Raw genomic sequence first — 18215 nt, 5'->3', positions numbered from 1 at the left:
TTCGATTCTTATGAATTGAAATAATTAGATACCATTACTTCCAAATTTTTAAGCCTAAATTCCATTAGGAGTCTATCTGTTCTCAAAAAAATCAATGTCTCTAAAAAAATATAGTTTGTTTATAAGAGAATATTATAAGTAGATATTTATATTTATAAAAATATCTTTAGCAATCCTTATAAAACAAAAAGAAGAGATGATTTACGGTAGATCATTTATTGATTTGTGTATAAATTCAACTCTAATATCAACAAATCCTCTCAAAAGCATTTATCATAAATATTGCCATTTTTTTCTCTGTTGTTTTCAATATCCACATTACCAAATAGATAAAAACAAAGATTACCTCTTCCTCATATACCAATAAAATTCTAGAAAAAATTACTATTTAATCAGAATAATAAAAGTTTTTTTAGTTTCTATTATTCGCCTTTTCATACCTCTATCGGACATGTATTTAGGATAGAAAGACTATAACGTGTATAGACATCTCATAACTTAACTAACAGGGAAAAACCATATTCATCATATATACAGAGAAGGTTTTATTGGGGGGGAGAGGGGGGTTTCACACGTATTATAATTGTTATATATTTCATTTGATTCATTAATTTGGTAATATTATTTCGTAAAAATAATTAAAAACGGGGAGACAAATAATATGAAAAAAATTATTATTATTATAATTTGCATGCTGTTTACTTTATCTACCATTACAGGTACAACATTAACATTTGCAAAGGAAGGCAGTAAGAATGATGCTCTGAAAAAGGAATATATCATTGCTTATCAAGATAGTGTAGATAAGGAATTGATCAAAGAAGTTGGTGGGCAGACACTTCAGACCTTCAAATATTCACCGGCGGTTACTGCTAGTTTGACAGAACAACAGGTTAAGAGATTAAAAGAGAAAAAAGTTGTAGTAGAAATCGAGCAAAATGAAAAAGTATTCGCTGCAGAAGACATTGATAAAAAAAGCAGCTCTCAAGTAAACGAGTCTACATATCCGAATTGGAATCTGAAACAAACAGGCATTAATAAAATACACAAAAAAGGAATTAAGGGGGAAGGCATAAAAATTGGAGTAATTGATTCTGGAATAAATAGCAATCACTCCGACTTAAAAGTGTATGGAGGATTTAATGTATTAGATAATAATGGTTCATATGAGGATGACTACGGACATGGCACAAGAGTAGCTGGAATCATTGCAGCTCTTGATAATAATGTTGGTATAAAAGGCGTTGCACCTGAAGCCAAACTATACTCAATAAAGGCATTGGATTCAAAGGGAGAAGGGATGATTAGTGATATCATCAGTGGTATTGAATGGGCTATAGAGAATGATATGGATATTATCAATTTAAGTTTACAAACTACTACGGAAAATAATTTGTTAAAAAAAACAATTAATAAAGCCATTAATAAAGGAATTATTGTTGTAGCGGCGGCTGGAAATAAGGGGAGTGTAGAATCAGGAAGTACTTTAACCTACCCTGCAAAATATAAAAATGTAATATCAGTAGGTGCACTGACTAAGAAAAAAGAAAGAGCTGATTTTTCTAGTGTCGGAAGAAATTTAGATTTAATGGCACCAGGCGAGTTTGTTTATACAACATTTGATGATGGGTATTTTGTAGCGTTCAGTGGTACGTCAATTGCAACTCCTCATGTTACAGGAACAGCTGCACTTATGCTTTCTGTAAACCCAAACATGTCTCAACTTCAAATAGAAGAGATTCTAAAAAAAACATCTACACCTATTGGTGAAAGAAGGCTTTATGGCTCAGGATTATTAAATGCAAACAAAGCAATTAACCTTTCTAAAAAAAAGAAATAAATTACTATTTTTGTTATATTTCACTAGATTTTCATTAGATTTTTACCAGATTTGTATGTTAATATGTATTCATAATCCAAAATTTAACAAAAAGGGGTTGGGAATCTTGTTGAAAAAATTATTAATAGCAACTACTGCTACAACATTATCTCTTGGTATCTTACTACCAACGACATCAACTTTTGCGGCTTCTGTTAATGAAAAGCCTACTGTTGTTTCAGTTGACACTGATACTACAACAAAAGAAGTGGAAGCTGCTGGTGGCAAAGGGCTAGTAATAAAAGGCGCTCTTTACACGATTAAAGGTGCTGTTAAAGCAGGTGACTGGATTTTAGGTTTAATTGAAGAGCATATGAGCAACGGCGCAATAAAATATTTGAAAAATAACACTTCCAAGATAAATAAAGGCTTAGATAATGCAATTAAAAGATTTGATGATGCTCAAAATTATGCACAAGAAACAGTGAGAAGCATCATTTACCAAGGATTAAGAGATGTAAAAGTTCCACCTACTTATGCAGAAGATATTGCTGAGAATATGGCAGCCGTTGTAAGTTTCCTTGCATTTTAAGGAATTAACAGATTAAAATAATAAAAGTAGAAAGATTCTTCTTTCTGCTTTTATCTTATTTTGGAGGAGTGACTACTGTGGAGAAAAAAATAGAAATGCTTGAAGAGCAATTGAAAACTTTAACAGAACAAGTTAGGCTTTTAAGTATTTGTAAAGTGACTAATAACGAATTTCCATATTATAATTTTTTGGTAACATCAGGAATAACTGCGAGTCAAAGATCGTCTATTGATTTATTCTTCCTAGTACTCTCAGAACTTTTAAATGGTAAAAAAGAAGAAAGACATATTAAAGTATTAAAAGAATTAGATGCTGATTCAATTCTTGATGAGAACCAAGAGATTATATTTCCAGAGGTTATGAACACGTTAAAGAAGATTTTAGACGTAGATACTAGTGGTTTAATTGAGGAAATGCTTGATTCTATGTTGGATCAGGGCGTTAAAACCAATATTGTCACTCAATTGAAATCAAACTTGGTATTTGATGAATAATAATATTGCCACTAAAGGTGTTTTTTATGTATCTTAAAGAGGTTAAATTAATTAAAGAGAACATTATTAATTATAATAAGTATCCTTTTTCTATCCCTTCCATCAATAAGTTGGAAGAATTACACATCAATAATAATGTTACTTTCTTTGTAGGTGAAAATGGTACTGGTAAATCAACCTTACTCGAGGCAATAGCATATAAGTGTGATTTTAATACTGCTGGAGGAGGAAGAAATAATACCTATGAACTCCATGCCGCAGATTCTGATTTAGGAGATCATATAAGATTATCCTGGATGCCCAAGATTACCAACGGTTTCTTCTTACGGGCAGAATCGTTTTATAATTTTGCAACCCATATTGATAAAGTTGGAGCTTATGGAGCTTATGGGGGCCGTTCATTACACCATCAATCACATGGTGAATCGTTCTTATCTTTATTTTTAAATAGATTTAGCGGGAAAGCTATCTATTTATTAGATGAGCCTGAATCAGCATTATCACCTCAAAAGCAATTATCATTCCTAAAGATTATCAATGACTTGGTAAAGAAGGAAGAAGCACAATTTATTATAGCTACCCATTCTCCCATTCTTTTAGGGTACCCCGGAGCGTCTATAATAAGTTTTGGTGAAGATGGTCTTAAAGAAGTTGCTTATGAAGAAACAGAGCACTATCAAATTTCGAAAGTATTTTTAAACAGTAGACAAACTATAATCGAACGATTATTTAACGAAGAAGATTAAACAAGTAGTTAGCAAGTTAAAAATAGTAAATATATATTATGTAAAACGCTTTTATAAAGCGTTTTTTTGTGCGTCAGTCATACAAATTCTATTCTACAGTTCTATGTCAAAGTCCAATAGGGTTGCTAACTTTATGAAGAACTCAGGCGATTATAAGAGGGAAGGTAGTTGAAGATGAATTAATATCAGTTATTCTTTAGACCGAAAAGTCTAGGCATATTGCTTATCAAGCAAAAAGAAGAGAAAATGAAAACCCACCCCGCGCCGTCGGAAGCATAAGGGTGGGTCTTCTAAATAACAATTTAGCATACCACTCGTAAGTAGTTGTCCAAGGAGTTCTAGCTCCTTGGTTTTTTAGTTTGATTCTTATATATTATAATATACCCTTGTAACATAAATTTCAATCCGTTATGACTTAAAGTAAAGAAGATAAAGCTTCCATTAATTCTTTAATATCATCACTTGCTTCATTTAAAAGGTCTTGTCTTTTTTCTGCAGCTTGGTTGCCTGCAATCTCTCCAGGATCACTATCTTCTTCATATGGCAATTCAGAAAGCATCTCTCCAGCATACACATTTTCATTAAAATTAGCATAATTATCAATTGGACCATTATATCTAACAAGATGGAGAACTTTATTTACTACTTCTTGGTCGTATCCATTTTGATTTTCATCAAGTACTTCTCTCAAATCCTCAAGTAACGATTTACTAATAAGTGCTTCCGAAGAAATGTATTTGTGTTCTTCTCCACCACTAAAATGATCTCCAAAAGTGTAAATGTCTTCGTCTAATTTACGATATATCTCTTCAATTTCCATAGGGCACCTCTTTATCCATTTATTACCGTTATTTTATCTAGTTAGTCAAAATAGGTCAAACATTTTCCTCTCTTTATAGTGAAATTAATTTAACAGTAAGAAAATAACATTGAAATCGAACATAAGTTCTTATATAATTTTTTATGTTAATTGGAGGAGATAGTAATGGCTTATTCTTTTTTAGAGGAAGAAACAATTTATAATGCAATGGAAACTAATTCTTCTGTTTCTTTTTATGTTTTTGCCCATCCAGCATTAAGTGAGGCAATCATAACAGGGAAAACCATATTTATTGATTACAACAATAAGCACTTTCGTTTAGTAAAGGATAACACAGAAGAAATTTTATATTTACCTTTTTCAACGATAAGCAAAATAACAAAATAGGTGATTGTTTATGTTCGACTACTCTCAGTTTCCTAATAAAAACATACTAGCAGTCGATATGAAGTCATTTTATGCTTCTGTTTCAGCTGTATTATTAGGACTCGACCCTCTTACCTGTCACTTAGCTGTAGTAGGAAATACGGAGAGGGAGGGGAGTGTAGTACTTGCTGCCGCTCCTGCTATGAAAAGAGATTTTAAAATAAAAACTGGTTCTCGGAAGTTTGAAATTCCAAACGATCCTCGAATTGTAGTAGTGAATCCATCGATGTCCTTGTTTGTCCGCGTATCTACAGAAATAGTTAAATTATTCTATAGGTATGTACCTCCTAATAAAGTACATGTTTACTCCATCGATGAAAGCTTTTTAGAACTTGGACCATCTGATAAATGGGGAACACCCCAAGAAATAGCTAAACAAATTCAATATGATATTTATAGTGATTTCGGGCTCCCCTCTACAGTAGGAATCGGTCCAAATATGCTTATGGCAAAACTGTGTTTAGATTTAGAAGCTAAAAAGGTGGATAGTGGTATTGCAACTTGGACTTTCAATGATGTACAAAAGAAATTATGGCCTATATCACCATTGAGTGAAATGTGGGGAATTGGTAAGCGAACTGAAAAAACTCTAAACAGAATGGGGATATTTTCAATAGGGCAACTTGCTAGGTACGATTTGAAATTACTAGAAAGTAAGTTTGGAATATTAGGAAACCAATTGTATCATCATGCTTGGGGAATAGACTTGTCCGAAATTGGAGCACCAATTATGGATGGACAAGTCAGTTACGGTAAAAGCCAAATATTACTTCGGGATTACAAGGAAAGAAAAGAGATAGAAACTGTAGTATTAGAAATGTGCGAAGAGGTATGTAAAAGAGCAAGAAAGAATCACCATGCGGTTCGTACTATAAGTTTTGGGTTAGGATATAGTCGAGATGAGTATGGTGGTGGATTTAATCGGTCAAGAACAATCGAAAATCCTACTAATGTAACCATGGATGTATATAAGGTATGTTTGGATATTATGAGAGAAAATTATCGCGGACAAACTGTTAGACAAATATCTGTTAGTTTGTCCAAACTTGTAGATGATTACGAAGTGCAATTGGATCTATTTGATAATAATAGTTGGAAGAAACGAAAAATTGGTTATGTAGTAGACGAATTAAGAAATAAATTTGGCCCCACCTCTTTACTAAGGGCAGTCTCCTATACTCCAGGAGGAACAGCTGTACACCGTTCCAAATTGGTTGGTGGTCATAGAGCCTAATCCCCCTAAAGGGGGACTTTATTTTATACCAAGACTCTCCAATGTCTCCCGAATATTTTCGGGGTATACTTCAATATATAATTCATGAAGTTTTCTTCTTAGTTTTCTGTGGATTAAAAATAGTACTAATGAAATGATAACTACTGGAATAGTTGTTAGAAAAGCATAGAGAGGATTAACTAAAATAAAGAATCCGTAACAATGAGAAGAAATGAGATTTATAATCCTATCGAAAGTGTTTATCCGTCTTAAATTATTTTCTGTTTTGAAATACCTCTCTACAGCTGTTAATTCACGGTTAGTTTTCCCTTTCCAAGACCATTGAGCCTTTTCAAATTCTATCCATTCCTCTTTTTCCACTTTCTTTTCCTTTGAAGAAGCGAAATTTCTAATATCGCTCTTTTTTTCTGAAAAGAAATGAGCATATGCTTTCTTAATTTCTTGTCGATAAATGTCCCCTTCGATTCTCTGAACCTTTTTATAAACACCAGTTAAGCGGGATATCAAGTATGCACCATAACTGAAAAACATTACAGCAAGGAATATAACTATCGTTTCATTAAAGTATTTTGGATATATGTAAGTAATAGCATAGATAACTATAAAACTATATATAACATATGAGAGATATAAAAAAAATCTTTCTTTACTGAACGGCCAACTCATTATAATTTACAATCCCCTTTCTTATCTACTATTATTATCGACGATTTTAAAATGTTCTTGATATTTAAACGGTGTAAGCTCTTGATACAGCTTTAACAGTTGGGTATAAATATAAGCTCTCCAGCCATTCATTATTGTCATAAGTTATAATTAAATCTGCACCATCAAAACCATGATATAAATTATCTAATAAACAATTAAGTTTAATATGATCCTCTTCTTTGTAATAACATCGATATAGTGAGAGGGCAAATTAGTGGGCTACCTCCTTATAATATCTCTGTAATAATGTAATTAAAGGTGGGACTCCATTATATGGAAGTGCCCAAGCTAATGCCGGATGGGTTTTAAGAAAGATAATATCATTCAAGAAGTTTCAACAAAGTTAAGTATTCGAAGTAGGAAGCGGAATGCTGGACCATGAATAATATTTAAGTGCGAGATAATTCTTAATTGGATTATATAAAAAATAATCAAGTAAACTTTGGCTGCATGGAGAAACAGACGCAGTATTTGAAGAAATTTTAAAATTAATTCAGCATTTTGGCATAGGAATAGAACAAGCATATAAGCTATATGACGATCTAGAATTGAGTAAGATAGAAAACGGTGTGGGATGGTGTGATTGTCTTTAGATGAAGATGACATAATTGACGAAGAAGACGATGATTACTAACAGCAAGTTTAATATTTTTTGTTAAAAGGGTAATTAAAACATATCGGGAATATTCATCATTTCTATATGTTAATACTGTCTCATTTATAAGTTATTTTTGTGTTTCTGTCGTAATTCAATTCACGGAATACTTTTTTATGCTAATTTACACTAAAATGTTTCAAATCAAGGGGAATTTTAGTATAATTTGTATAAAGGAACGCAAAATAATTTCGTCTAATATGTTATAAGATTAAAAATATAACAGTTACGGGGTGAATAGTTTGCGTAATAAGGAGGAAGACGATATGGCAACTTTTACTTTAGATGCCACTTACACACTAAATGAATCCGAGGCTAAAATGCTTGCTGAAACTCCACGCAGAAAAGTTGTTGATACTGGGATTTTTAATGATTTAAATTTAACTAAAAGTGACAGAATTAAACGTGCAGCAAACATTCTGGACAGTAGAAGATAATATGGAAGTTACTAGCTTAAGTTCATTATTAGAAGCAACAACAGAGGAGGATAGAGTGTACGAATATCTATCCTCTTTTGTATGTAGTAAAAATAAAGATGTGGAGTTATTTTTACATAAAAAAGCTATTGAAAATGAGAAAAGAAATTTTTCGAGGACTAGCTTAATTACGGATGAAAAAAACGATCATGAAATAGTTGGCTATTTTACTTTGTTGGTTAAAAATTTTGATTTTACAAACGTATCTGGTGGAATGCGTCAAAAGTTAACTGGTAATAAGAGGGCTACCGCTTTTATAACTATTTTAATAGGACAATTAGGAAGATCAGATGCTTATAAAGGAAAAGTAAGTGGGAAACAAATATTGGATTTAGCACTCGAACATTGTAAAAATCACATAAAGGCCTATGCAGCATTAAAAGTTGTTTGTGTTGAGTTTGAGGATATCGCACCTTTACATAAGTTCTATGAAGAAAATGAATTTAAAACTTTGCAAAAAAACGAAAACGGATTAATTATAAGTTATACAATTATATAAATATAAAACAAACCCTACCTTTATTAATTAGTAGGGTTTTTGGATTATGATTAAAATTCAAATCGTTTCTTTTTATTCCTTTCGCAGCAAGATTATTAGCCAACTATTACCAAAAGATGTAAAATATATACATTGAGGTGATAACATGAGTGAGAAACTTAATGCTGACATATATGCAATAATTAATAAGAAATTGAGAATTGTTTATGTTGGACAAACTCAATTAGCATTTGTAGTTAGATGGATAGAGCATGTGTTAACTATACCGGAATATACAAGCAAGCCTAATAGGATGAATTTATACTTAGATAAAGATACACATTATATAGTTTTGAAAATGTTAGATCCTTCTACGCACAGCAAAAAGGATTTTTTAATATATGAGCATCAAGCAATGGATTTTTATAAAAGTAAAGATTGGATTGTTGTGTCTCATGATACATATACCAATAAAGCAGATGATACTGTATCTGATAGAGATTTTTTAGAGGTTAAGTCAAGATATAAGCGTTGCATTAGAAGGATGGTTAATGAGTTATCAGATCCTAATAAAAAGTATAGTAGACAATTCTTATACAATGGGCTATACAAAAAGATAAATAAAGAATTCGATACTGACCTTCACCAAAGAGAAGGTAAAGTAATATTAGATAAGTTAAGTAAAGAGGAACTAGGATACGCCTTAATGGAACTTTATCCAAGATTCTATGAAAAGAGATTAAATGAATATAGAAAGACATTGAAGATTGATGATGAGCAACTTACTTTATTTTAATTTTTATATCTAAATTTTTAACAGAAGGGTAATATCGCTTTCTTTTTCCTTTGACTATAATTTTATAAGGGGGTGTTATTTTGTCAAAAAGAACATCAAGAATGGATGAAGTAATTAATATTAAAAAGTTAATAAAGAAATTCCAATCTCATAACGTGTATGTGGGGATAACATTATAGCTCAATCCTAAATTGATTTGAACGACAGAGTGCTGTACGTCCTTCCATTCTCGGGGTAAAGTTAATGTATCCTCTTCTAATGCCAAATGGAGAAAGCTAGATTTTGTTAAGTATAAGATACACAAGTGTACTAATAACCAGTCTTTTCTCATGTTAATCAAAATGTTATGATTAACAAAAGGTAATATTAGCAAGGAGTTAAATCATGTTTAAAAATAAGGGAGATAGACTGGAAGCATTGATTCAATACGTTTATCAAGTACTATCCGGGTCAGCCAATAAAGATATAGAAGTCAAGAACAAGCAAAATATAATTGGTAAATCAGGTGTAATACATAATATAGATGTCTATTACCAATTTGAGCTAAATGGTATCACTCACAAAGTCATCTTCGAGTGCAAAAATTGGAATAGTAAAGTCTCAAAAGAAAAAGTATTAGCTTTAAAATCAATTTTAGAAGATATTCCTAATTCAGTGGGTGTAATGGTAGCCCCTAAAGGGTACCAAAGTGGAGCCAATAAGTTTGCTGAACATCACGGAATCAAATTGATTACTGGCAATGAAGAGTCTTTACTTGCCGTAGCAATTCAGAAGCGCTTAGACGTGGTGCTACCTGACGAATTAGTCATTGGTGAACCATTTTATTGCTTAATGGAAAAAGGGGATAGTGGACAGGTAACTGGTACATATATTCGAAATATAGATGCAAATGGTAAGCCGTTTTTGATTTTATATTTTTCTAAAAAAGAAGCAGAAGAGAGTTGTACAAATTTAAATTCAGTCGTAAGAGGTATAGATAAAGAACACCTTACAATACTATGTGATATAGCGACAACTTAGGTTTAAATTTGGCTATAAAACAATTCATGAGTACTGATATACTTGGAGTAGAATCTAAACTTATTAGAGACTTTTTTCTGTAACAAGAGACGTTTCAATCAACATCTCTTGTTACAGATATCAAATATTCATAGTAATAACTTAAACCGTGATTATAAAATTAATATTGAGAGTGCAGCTGAAAAATCCGATTTGAATGGATTTAAAAGCAACGCTAACAAAGTTATTAACCACATTTCCTTAATTGTTATGGCTACAGATAAAATTAACAAAGATTTAGGTATAGTAATTCAGTATCTCAATCCTACAGCAGAAGTGCGCTATTTATAATACATAACACTACAAATGATTAAACAAAAATGGAGCATAAAGTTTTCACTTTAATGCTTCCTTTTTTATTTTTTTCTCCGTTGGTCAAGTCGTTCTGCAGCAAGCTTAGCTTTTTCTCTAGATGTATTGATATAAAGTAAGGAAATATCAGATTGTGTATGCCCCAATTGGTTCATAATAAGCGGAATGTCTCCTCCTGTTTGTTCTGCTAAATTAGTAGCATAAGTATGTCTTAATTTATGGGGGGCCATTCGTTTATCAAATGATTTGGTATACTTATAAACAATATTCTCAACAGCACGTGCAGTAAGAGGGAGTGTATCTCCCTTATATTGTTTAACAAATAGATACTGACTTTCCTCATTTCCTGTTTTATACCTTTCATTTCTAATAGATAGATAATCTAATACATCTAACATCGAAGAAGGAGTAACTGGAATAGTATCTTTTTTTCCGCCTTTTCTAATAATACTTATTTCGTTATTTTTACTATCTATATCTTTAAGGCGTAATTCTATCAGTTCATTTACTCTAATTCCGCTACCCAAAAATAATGAAATGATAGCAAAATTACGTTCTTTGTCACGTTTAAAGAACTTTGATTCTGAAGGAGAAAGAGTATTTTCATATTCATTTTTTATAAACTCCAAAAAGTCGATATCCTCATTTCCTATAAAAATCTTCTCTGAAATTTTTCGTGCTCTTTCATTAAAAGTTTCCGAAACTTTTTTGATAGGAATTTTTTTCATTACATTTCTATGAAAATAAGGTTCACCTTGAGTTCCTGGTACTTCTGCTTCAATAGTCAAATAATTAAAAAGCGAACGAAGGGAGGATTTATGCCTATTAACCGTTTTTGAACTTATTTTATGAGATTCATTTGCTTTCTCGTACTTTTTCCGACCGACATATTTGAAATAATCTTGTGCATCAGATAGGGGCAGGGATCCTAATATCCCAACTGGAAATGTTTTTAAACTAGACCACTTGACTCTTTCATCAGCCATTAACCAAGATAAAAACTCCTTATAATCTCTAACATAATTGAATAGAGTAAGAGGGGAGCGATTATCCATTTTGGCTTCTACATATTCATTTATAAAGTCTGGCATTTCCTTTAGAAGTTCCTCTAGTCGTCTTTCATAATATTCATGTTGTTTTGTTATAGCCAATTCCGTCCACCTCCAAACAAGAACATTTGTTCGTATAATACGATCTTTACGAACAATTATTTATATCAAATTTGCTTTTTTTAGATAATAATCCATAAAATCTGGTGTTGTTAAATTTTCAGGTAACATAATATCTCCAATTCTCACCAACTCATATTCATTAGTAGATGAGGTATCCCGATATATTCTAAAAATATATTTTGCTTCAGAACTTGGTTTATTCCATATTTCTTCGTAAGAAGATAGATTAGACTCAAAAGCCATATACATTTCACGTTCTCTACCAGTTCGATCTTTCAATTTCGGAAATAATCCATAATTAACCAATAATGTATAGGGGAGCATTTCTACTTCTAGACCAACATAATACCATATTTGCCTTTTATTAGCTGCGGTTAGAATATCAGTAAACTCAGAGTATCTTATAGATCCACCAAGTATTTTCCACATTTGCCTAAATAATAGATATGGATTATCTATAACCCATTCTTTTAATTTTCTTGCATTTTGATAATCCTTCTCTTTTGGTCTAAAATTTTCATATAATTTACTGTTAAATTTAACAGTGGGACAATTTGAATTATCTGGATGTCTAAAATGTGTTGTTCTTTGATTTCTTGCAGTTGCAACAAAAGTTAATGAACTATTACATACTTTACAAATTGGTATATCGTCTCTAAATTTTATAAACCATTCATCAGCAGAAATTGACTTTCCAGAAGCTTCATGCCAGTTAGTTTTGCTCATAATAACCTCCTTATAATTAATTAAAAACTCTCCAATTCAGACAGAGGGACTATATTTACAATTCTTTCAGGACTGATTTGAATTTCTTCTTTTAAAAACACCATAGGATTATCTTTCGGATATTGATATATCATTACTTCATCAATAATTAGATATTCAATAGCAAGTTTAATAAAATATTCCTGTTTAGCTTTATTATCTGCAACACTAGTATTCAAAGTACTATTATCTATTTCTCTTAGTTTTACTTTAAATGAAACGCTACATGGATTTGACTGTTCAATCCATTCTCTGCGTAAATCGATTCCTATTTCTCTACCAAGGTGAGCAACAATTTCTGGACAATATTTTAAATCCTTAATATTAGTATCCTCTAATACGGAATAACTAAATAAGAATCCATTAATACATAGATCTTTTTTAAACCTGCTTTCTAGATAAGGTGAGGTTACTTTGTTTCCATTATAAGCGAAATAAGGTGTTCCAACTCGGTCAGTATCATATGTTATTCCATAATTACTTAAAAATAATTTAAATGAATTATGAGTCTCAGCAAGTCTCTTAAGATTATAAATGCCTTGTTCTAAATGAGTGCTATTTTCTAAAAGTGAAGCTGCGTGATGTACTATAATTTCATCGTAATTAAATACATCAATGTTGAAATAATCTTTGATTTCACTTATTTCAAATCGTTCAAAAATAGGATATCCAAAATCTCTTCTTAGTTTAATTCTATATTCATTTAACTTGATAAAATCAATTAAACTATTATGAGAAACCCCTAAAATAGTTTTGATCGATTTAAAAACCGATTCATAATTTGTGCAATTTAGCAAATGTCCCACTAGTCTCGCTCCTTATTTAGAGAAATTCTCTATAATGATTAGCCATAAATAAATCTAAATAATCTTTAAATGTTACTTCTGCTAGTTCCTTATGACTATCCCATTCAAAATATTTAATACCACTGATAAAGTTATAAAAAGAAGGTATTTTAAGCAATTCAATTACCAATTTAGTCTTCATATAGAGTCCTTTAATTTTTAATGTAGAATATTCTTCTAATGAAAGACCAGGTGGAATTGGTTTATTATTTATTATTAAACGTATTATTCCTAATAAGAGATCTACTAACTCCACCCCAATCATTTCTCCTTTACTCACCATCTGACAATCAGTAACCCAAAATTGCTCAGCTCTGTATAAAGATTGAGTATTTAAATTTTCTCTGAGTCTTTTTTCTAAATCATACTTCTCATATTTACCTTCTTTTTCTATATATATATCTGTTTTTATGTACACGTCTTTCCCGAAGTTCCTTAATAAACCGTAAAAAATCCGTTCAGGAATCTTCGTATACACCATTAGAGTGGCATAATTCAACTGTCTTTGGCGTTCTCTTTTCTCTAATTTACCACTTGCAGGATCTCCCGACAGTTTATACCTCCAATCTAATGTAGAACGATTGTAATTAATAACATTCATCCTAGTAAATCTAGCTATCTTAGAAAAAGTAATAATAGCCTCTATAATATTATCTTTAAGCCCGCTATGACCTGTATATTCTGTCCAGTGTAATTTAAGTTCTCTGGATTCTAATCTTCTATTTAATTCCATCATTTCTGCTGTTTTATAAACGGAGCTGGGAATTAGGAGGCCACCCATTGTAGAGGGTTTATCAGAATCTTGACCACTTTCATCAAAAAATATATTCATTAATTCGGTTTTAAGAGGTGGGGATAGCGACAACTTTTTATTCCTCCTAGGTATATGATAATTGACAAAAACACAATAAAATTGTATAGTATAAGAACATTATAGCCCCGTATCGAGATACGGTTAATATAATATAGGATTAAGAGAGTACTCGTATCAAGATACGATGAAAATTAATCCAATTTATTATTATGGCTCTTAGAACGTTATGTAAAAGGACTAGAACTTCATTTCTAGTCCTTTTATTATACCAAACAAACATTCTACCAACAACATCTATTCGTAAAATTTGTATTATACGAATAGTTTGTGTTTCTATTATTTTTTCTAGTTGAGAATATTACTTCTTGTTCTTCTCTAACAAGTGACACAAAAATACTGAAACTTATTTTTGTGTCACTTGCGTTTCAGGATTTATTTAATCTACTTATTTTAATTATTTGCATCTGTTCTCCATTTTATTATTAGATTGCGACATAAATTAATAAAATGACACGAAGATACTTAATATTAAAATTAGTGTCGCTCGTCAATAAGACTTGAATTGTTTCATGAAAAATAAGGTTCATGGAGAGGTTTGAATGTAGTTCATAGTAAGAATTTTAAATTCTCCTATAAAAAATATTTACCAAGCGCCTCCCCATTACTTTTATTAGACAATAACTTAACTTTTAATTATCTATTATGGTTGACCATGAAGTAATTTTTCTTTTTTTATATTCTCTATCTGCGCAATTACTTTACCTTTTCTATGAAAATCCCTTTTAGTGTTACCCTCACCATCATCAATAGTGATTAGATCACCTAATAAATTTTTGTATTTATCTTCTTCCTGCTTTTTGGTATCCTTCCGTTGATAATATTCAATTAATTTCATAAATATCATATCTTTAATATAAAACCTCTTTATATTTTTTATTAACAAAGAAATGTATTTCATTCTGTTCTTCCCTTTTAGATCAGAGTAAATAAATACACATAAGAACTTTTCAAAGTCAGATATATCATCACTTTCTAAAATCTTCTCAATTCGTTCCTCTAATACAATACTTAACTTCCCTGTACCGAGGGTTTGATATATGAGAATTTCATGAAAAAAAGGTAACATTTTACCCATTACCTTATATTGTTCTAATTCACTTTCGTTTCCTTTATCGCTTTCTAATTCTGAATGCTGTTTTAAAAATTTCTTAAGCAAAAATTTATATATTCCTGCAAAAGCCATAGAGCACCTTATAATTTTAATAAATGCTTCTGACTTTATATTTTCTTTTGTAGTCTCTTCTGTATTTTTTAATACTATAGCAGAAAGTCTCCACAATCGTTCCAACCTTACTATAGGATTCAATTCAGTATCTTTCTTTTCAATAAATTTCTCATCTTTTTTAGAAAGTTCCTGATCTTGCCTTCTTTCAATATCTTTATCAGTTTCTTTCCCACTGGTTGTTATTGCTTCTATATCCGTATGATTTAACCTACCCACAATGGTGCTTAAAGTTTCAAACTGATTATCATAAGAATATTGGAAACTTTCGATTTTTTTCATTAATCCTCTATACTCTTGATACATTCTTTCTACAACTAAATCCAGAAGCTCAGTATCGTCCATTTTTAAACCAGAATAATAATCTAGTTCATCGATAAAGTGGAGATAATTCCCTTCTAATAATACCTCTTTCTTAAATGAGGGGTTAATAAAAATATTCTTCATTAGAAAAAATTGAAAGAAACATGTTAACTTAAACTTAACAAACTTTTCATTCCCCTCCTTCTCTATAGATAATATCCCTTTTTTTATAAAATCTTTTAATAAAGCTTCTTCATCAAAGTCAAACTTTTTCAATTGCAAATTTTCGAATATAAAATTTCTTAATTCTTGATAGTTAGCTCTATAATTTATCTCATTTTTTCTATACATGAACATAGCTATTTCTGTCAGTAAGCGTTCTTTATTTTTGTAATTGAAATCCGAAAAGTATATTTGATTGTTCGTTGTTTTCGAAAACAATCTTTCAAGAAAGTTCTCTATCATTTGTGCATTGTTAACTGGTGCATAATTTTCTTGTTTTTCAATTATCCAAAGGAACATGGAAACAGCTAAAGGAGTTCTAGGAATATTTAAAGTTCCAAAAGTCTTAATTATTTTATCCAGACCATCATTTTGGTTAATATACTTATTATTATTACTAAACCATTTTGTCATCAATTCTCGAATTTCTTTCGTACGAAATCCTTTAATAAACATAGGTACTAGCATTTCAATAATATTACTATTAAGTGCCTCCACCGGCATTTCTTCCTCTGTACTACTTGTACATGTAGAAATCATAGTAACATTGGAATATTGTTTAAGGAATAACTCAAGATTACCTAACAATCTTTCATATTTCTTTTCGAATTTAAGATTATCAACCAACAAGACTATATCATGTTTTTTTAAGACTTCATTTCTAATTTTTATGATTCCTATACTTAAGAATTTACTTATCAGGGTATCTATGCTATTACTAACTGTTTCCTCAAAGTTGATATATACGGGGATTTTTTGGTATCGTTCGTAACTATTAGTAAATTCAATTAACAATTTATCCATTAAAATAGTTTTTCCAGCTTCTTTTACACCTACTAGTAATATATTTTTGTTATATTCACAAATATCACTTATAGAAAATGTTTTATCGTCTGTCGTAAATAAATCCTCGTCGATGGCCTTTTCCTTTTTTTGGATAATGCAAGGTAATACAAACATATCGTCAATTGTTTTTGGTGCCAAAGTATCTGTTTCATATGTAATTAAATGTTGATCCACAAATCCAAGTTGTACTTCTTTTATTCTTTCGATAATTGATAATTCTTCTTGCTTTCTGGCCATTTCAGACGAACTTGGAAAATTATAAATCGTTTTGCCACAATCGTTCCCTAAATCTGTGTTTGGTACAAAACTTTCTTTTAAATGTGAGTATTTCTTGTGTGTAATTTCAACATGTGATCCTATATTAAAGTCTATTATTGAATAACCATTAGCAAAATCAATATCTTTATTTCTTACATTTGTTGTCCAATTAGACGGAGCAATTGAAACAACAGTGGATCCTAAGATATTAGTTTTAGACCAGTTACTGCCTTCATGGACATGACCGAACAATAATATATCGTAATCTTTCATTAGCATTCCCTCTATTTGTTTAGCTTCAAAAGGTGCTAGCTCATTTAGAGGGTGATGAATTATACCAATTTTAATATCACAATCCGATATTAACTGTCTGGATCTAGTAACTTGTCTTTCTCCTAAAATTATATTTTGAAAATCTTTATTACTATCAAAACATCTCCAAGATGAATTAAAGCAAGTTACACCTATTTGATTATCTTCATTTTGCCATTTAAAAGTAGATTGATAATTAGAATATTCATACTCTCCATTAAAATTTTGAAAGTAAGACTTTTCGAAATTTTTGAATGGTAGAATCCTCTTTATTCCATCCTCATCTTCACTATCAATAAATGCATTTACCACGTCAGAACTTTTTAACGAATGAAATAACCCTACTTCTATATGTTTCTTATCAGCATTACGTACAATATCATGATTTCCAGGAACAAAGAAAAATCGATCTAAAGGTAAGTTTATAGCATTTAGTAATGGCTCAACTACTTCTTCCTGAAATGTTAAGAATGCTAATATAATATCATTTCCAAAGCTAGCTCCACCCTTGTCCACCAAATCCCCTGAGAAAGCAAACATATCTATTTTCGTTTCATTATTTATACTAACTAAATCCTTAATTAAAGGATTGATAACATAATTTTTTAGATCTTCCATATTATTTGAATCTATATGAAAATCGGATAAATGTATAATTCTCATCACATTACACCACCTTTATACTTTTACTTAGGCTGTTTTCGTATAGATTGTTGCTATCTTGACCATACTGTATAAAGGTTGATATAATGCTGTCTGGAGGCGTTCGATTATGTGGTTA

The 18215-nt window shown here is 30.7% G+C and carries 17 protein-coding genes; 10 read left to right on the top strand and 7 right to left on the bottom strand.

What is annotated here, in order from left to right; genetic code table 11:
- The first annotated feature begins 661 nt into the window (after window positions 1-661).
- The 4 genes from ACTNDN_RS20700 to ACTNDN_RS20685 all read left to right on the top strand — a co-directional run bounded on the left by ACTNDN_RS20700 (window position 662) and on the right by ACTNDN_RS20685 (window position 3651).
- Entirely contained in the window at window positions 662-1840 is a 1179-nt protein-coding gene (locus ACTNDN_RS20700; RefSeq protein ID WP_251628528.1) for a S8 family peptidase, read from the top strand.
- A complete protein-coding gene (locus ACTNDN_RS20695) occupies window positions 1800-2411 on the top strand; it encodes a hypothetical protein (RefSeq protein ID WP_251628526.1) in 612 nt (203 codons plus the stop codon). Before ACTNDN_RS20700 ends, ACTNDN_RS20695 begins: the two co-directional genes overlap by 41 nt.
- A 77-nt stretch (window positions 2412-2488) precedes the next feature.
- The gene (locus tag ACTNDN_RS20690; protein ID WP_251628524.1) at window positions 2489-2905 is read left to right on the top strand and encodes a hypothetical protein; all 417 of its coding nucleotides are present in this window, start codon (window positions 2489-2491) and stop codon (window positions 2903-2905) included.
- Between the two features lie 26 nt (window positions 2906-2931).
- Complete coding sequence (locus ACTNDN_RS20685) at window positions 2932-3651, top strand: AAA family ATPase (protein WP_251628522.1); 720 nt, start codon at window positions 2932-2934, stop codon at window positions 3649-3651.
- Between the two features lie 415 nt (window positions 3652-4066).
- On the opposite strand, the gene ACTNDN_RS20680 is transcribed toward ACTNDN_RS20685, so the two are convergent.
- The gene (locus tag ACTNDN_RS20680; protein WP_441132025.1) at window positions 4067-4471 is read right to left on the bottom strand and encodes a hypothetical protein; all 405 of its coding nucleotides are present in this window, start codon (window positions 4469-4471) and stop codon (window positions 4067-4069) included.
- Window positions 4472-4636: 165 nt separating this feature from the next.
- Here ACTNDN_RS20680 and ACTNDN_RS20675 point away from each other — a divergent pair, with 165 nt between their 5' ends.
- On the top strand, window positions 4637-4858 hold the full coding sequence (locus ACTNDN_RS20675) for a hypothetical protein (RefSeq protein ID WP_441132024.1): 222 nt from the start codon (window positions 4637-4639) through the stop codon (window positions 4856-4858).
- A gap of 10 nt (window positions 4859-4868) precedes the next feature.
- Entirely contained in the window at window positions 4869-6131 is a 1263-nt protein-coding gene (locus ACTNDN_RS20670) for a Y-family DNA polymerase (RefSeq protein ID WP_441132022.1), read from the top strand.
- An 18-nt stretch (window positions 6132-6149) separates the two neighbouring features.
- Here ACTNDN_RS20670 and ACTNDN_RS20665 read toward each other — a convergent pair whose 3' ends face one another.
- The gene (locus ACTNDN_RS20665) at window positions 6150-6797 is read right to left on the bottom strand and encodes a hypothetical protein (RefSeq protein WP_441132021.1); all 648 of its coding nucleotides are present in this window, start codon (window positions 6795-6797) and stop codon (window positions 6150-6152) included.
- A gap of 963 nt (window positions 6798-7760) precedes the next feature.
- Here ACTNDN_RS20665 and ACTNDN_RS20660 point away from each other — a divergent pair.
- From ACTNDN_RS20660 to ACTNDN_RS20645, 4 genes are all read left to right on the top strand, one after another.
- Window positions 7761-7931 carry a hypothetical protein gene (locus tag ACTNDN_RS20660; RefSeq protein WP_441132019.1) on the top strand — a complete coding sequence of 57 codons (171 nt, stop codon included), beginning with the start codon at window positions 7761-7763 and terminating at the stop codon, window positions 7929-7931.
- 1 nt (window position 7932) lies between these two features.
- On the top strand, window positions 7933-8469 hold the full coding sequence (locus ACTNDN_RS20655) for a hypothetical protein (RefSeq protein WP_441132017.1): 537 nt from the start codon (window positions 7933-7935) through the stop codon (window positions 8467-8469).
- Between the two features lie 145 nt (window positions 8470-8614).
- Window positions 8615-9244, top strand: coding sequence for a hypothetical protein (locus tag ACTNDN_RS20650; protein WP_441132015.1), 630 nt, complete (start codon window positions 8615-8617; stop codon window positions 9242-9244).
- 384 nt (window positions 9245-9628) lie between these two features.
- Window positions 9629-10264 (top strand): restriction endonuclease, encoded by a 636-nt coding sequence (locus ACTNDN_RS20645; RefSeq protein WP_441132013.1) that lies wholly within the window; start codon window positions 9629-9631, stop codon window positions 10262-10264.
- A gap of 395 nt (window positions 10265-10659) precedes the next feature.
- Here the strand turns inward: ACTNDN_RS20645 and xerS are convergent, their stop codons facing one another.
- From xerS to ACTNDN_RS20620, 5 genes are all read right to left on the bottom strand, one after another.
- The gene (xerS, locus tag ACTNDN_RS20640) at window positions 10660-11766 is read right to left on the bottom strand and encodes a tyrosine recombinase XerS (protein ID WP_441132011.1); all 1107 of its coding nucleotides are present in this window, start codon (window positions 11764-11766) and stop codon (window positions 10660-10662) included.
- A 60-nt stretch (window positions 11767-11826) separates the two neighbouring features.
- Window positions 11827-12513: a hypothetical protein gene (locus tag ACTNDN_RS20635; protein ID WP_341118199.1), complete on the bottom strand. Its 687-nt coding sequence runs from the start codon at window positions 12511-12513 to the stop codon at window positions 11827-11829.
- A 20-nt stretch (window positions 12514-12533) separates the two neighbouring features.
- Window positions 12534-13358, bottom strand: a complete 825-nt coding sequence (locus ACTNDN_RS20630; RefSeq protein WP_441132009.1) for a hypothetical protein — start codon at window positions 13356-13358, stop codon at window positions 12534-12536.
- 16 nt (window positions 13359-13374) lie between these two features.
- On the bottom strand, window positions 13375-14262 hold the full coding sequence (locus tag ACTNDN_RS20625) for a DUF3800 domain-containing protein (RefSeq protein ID WP_441132007.1): 888 nt from the start codon (window positions 14260-14262) through the stop codon (window positions 13375-13377).
- 649 nt (window positions 14263-14911) lie between these two features.
- The gene (locus tag ACTNDN_RS20620) at window positions 14912-18097 is read right to left on the bottom strand and encodes a metallophosphoesterase (protein ID WP_441132005.1); all 3186 of its coding nucleotides are present in this window, start codon (window positions 18095-18097) and stop codon (window positions 14912-14914) included.
- Window positions 18098-18215 lie beyond the last annotated feature (118 nt).

It is taken from the genome of Niallia sp. HCP3S3_B10, from assembly GCF_052064465.1.
In the GTDB taxonomy this organism is placed as follows: Bacteria; Bacillota; Bacilli; order Bacillales; family Cytobacillaceae; genus Niallia; species Niallia hominis.
This window is presented reverse-complemented; position numbering and strand designations above follow the sequence as displayed.